Below are 1,440 nucleotides of genomic sequence, written 5' to 3' on the forward strand. Positions count from 1 at the left end.
GGTTCGATGGGGGCATGGTTGAGGAATTCGTTAGGGGGGCCGGAGCGGCCCGGAATCTGCACGCCGTAGAGACGGCCGTCCAGACGGCCGCCGCCGCGGAGATCATGCCCCGCTTCCGCCAACTCGCCGCCCACGAGGTCGTCCAGAAAACCGGCCCTCACGACCTCGTCACCACGGCCGACCGCCTCGCGGAAAAGCACCTCACCGAGTCGCTGGCCAAGCTCCTCCCCGGCTCGCTGGTGGTCGGCGAGGAGGCCGTCCACGCCGACCCGGGCGTGCTCGCCGCGATCGGCGGCGACGCCCCGGTGTGGATCGTCGATCCGGTCGACGGCACCCGCCAGTTCGTCCATGGCAATCCCGGTTTCGCCACCCTCGTCGCCCTCGCGCACCACGGCGACGTGCTGGCCTCCTGGACCTACGCCCCCGCACTCGACCAGATGGCGGTCGCGGTCCGCGGTGCGGGCGCAGCCCTGAACGGCGAACCGCTGCACACAGGCCACCCGGCCCCGGACGGGGTCCTCCAAGTGGCCACCTCCCACCCGGACTTCACGACCTCCCTGGAGGACGCGGCGCTCGCCCGCCTCGTCGTCCCCGGCGTCGCCCCGCGCCCGTGCGGCTCGGCGGGCCTGGAGTATCTGCACGTTGCCCAGGGCGTGTTGGACGCGGTCGCCTTCAGCTGGGAGAACCCGTGGGACCACGCCGCGGGCCTCCTCCTGGTCACGGAGGCGGGAGGCGCGAGCGGCACGCTCGCCGACCGCCCGTTCCGCCTCACCGGCGGCAACGCCCTCCCCTTCACCGCAGCCCGCGACGAGCCGACGGCCCGCCGCCTCCTGGACCTGATGCGCGGCGGGGACGCGGAGTCCGCCACAGCCTGACCTGGGCAACAGGCCGCCCCGGTCGAGTCCGGATCAGGCGCTCAGCACACCTCGCCCGGCCGCCGGGCGATCGCCCTGAGCAGATCGCGTACGAGATCGAAGTCGACGGCCTCCGGCTTGCGGAAGCGCAGACACCCCTTGCCCATGTCCTGGCCGGACAACCGCTCCTCGAACGCCTCCCGGACATCCACCCGCATCAGATAGAACGAGATGTACTGCTTCTGGCTGGCGAAGGCGATCTCGGCCGTGCCGTCACGCTCGTACGCGGGCATCCCGTACGCCATGACCTCGTCGAAGCCCGTCAGCTCGACGCGGCACAGCTGTCGGAGCCTGGCCAGGGCCTCTTTGCGGGCCTCGGGCACCTCGGCCAGGTAACCGTCCACGTCTTTCGCCGCACTTTGCACCATCCGGCCAGGGTAGACGGCATCCCGAAGGCGCCGCAGCGGCGGCCGCACGCTCCGGCCGCTCCGCTGTCCGCCGGGACCGGCCTCCGGGCCGCCGGCGCCGCCGGTGAATCCGGCGAACTACCCGCTGTCCGCCACGCTCGGCTCCCGGCCTACTGCCC

General features: G+C 72.7%; 2 protein-coding genes. One reads left to right on the forward strand and one right to left on the reverse strand.

The window, feature by feature from the left end; translation table 11 throughout:
* The first annotated feature begins 14 nt into the window (after nt 1-14).
* A complete protein-coding gene (locus tag AOK16_RS24110) occupies nt 15-875 on the forward strand; it encodes an inositol monophosphatase family protein (protein WP_079101732.1) in 861 nt (286 codons plus the stop codon).
* Between the two features lie 41 nt (nt 876-916).
* Here the strand turns inward: AOK16_RS24110 and AOK16_RS24115 are convergent, their stop codons facing one another.
* Entirely contained in the window at nt 917-1,282 is a 366-nt protein-coding gene (locus tag AOK16_RS24115) for an iron chaperone (RefSeq protein ID WP_055474225.1), read from the reverse strand.
* Nucleotides 1,283-1,440: the final 158 nt, after the last annotated feature.

It is taken from the genome of Streptomyces pathocidini (assembly GCF_001418495.1).
In the GTDB taxonomy this organism is placed as follows: domain Bacteria; phylum Actinomycetota; class Actinomycetes; order Streptomycetales; family Streptomycetaceae; genus Streptomyces; species Streptomyces pathocidini.

What these genes read in the sequence shown, in the direction of transcription:
- AOK16_RS24110 (WP_079101732.1), top strand. Translation starts at nt 15, where the DNA reads ATGGTTGAGGAATTCGTTAGGGGGGCCGGAGCGGCCCGGAATCTGCAC.
- AOK16_RS24115 (WP_055474225.1), bottom strand. Translation starts at nt 1,282, where the DNA reads ATGGTGCAAAGTGCGGCGAAAGACGTGGACGGTTACCTGGCCGAGGTG.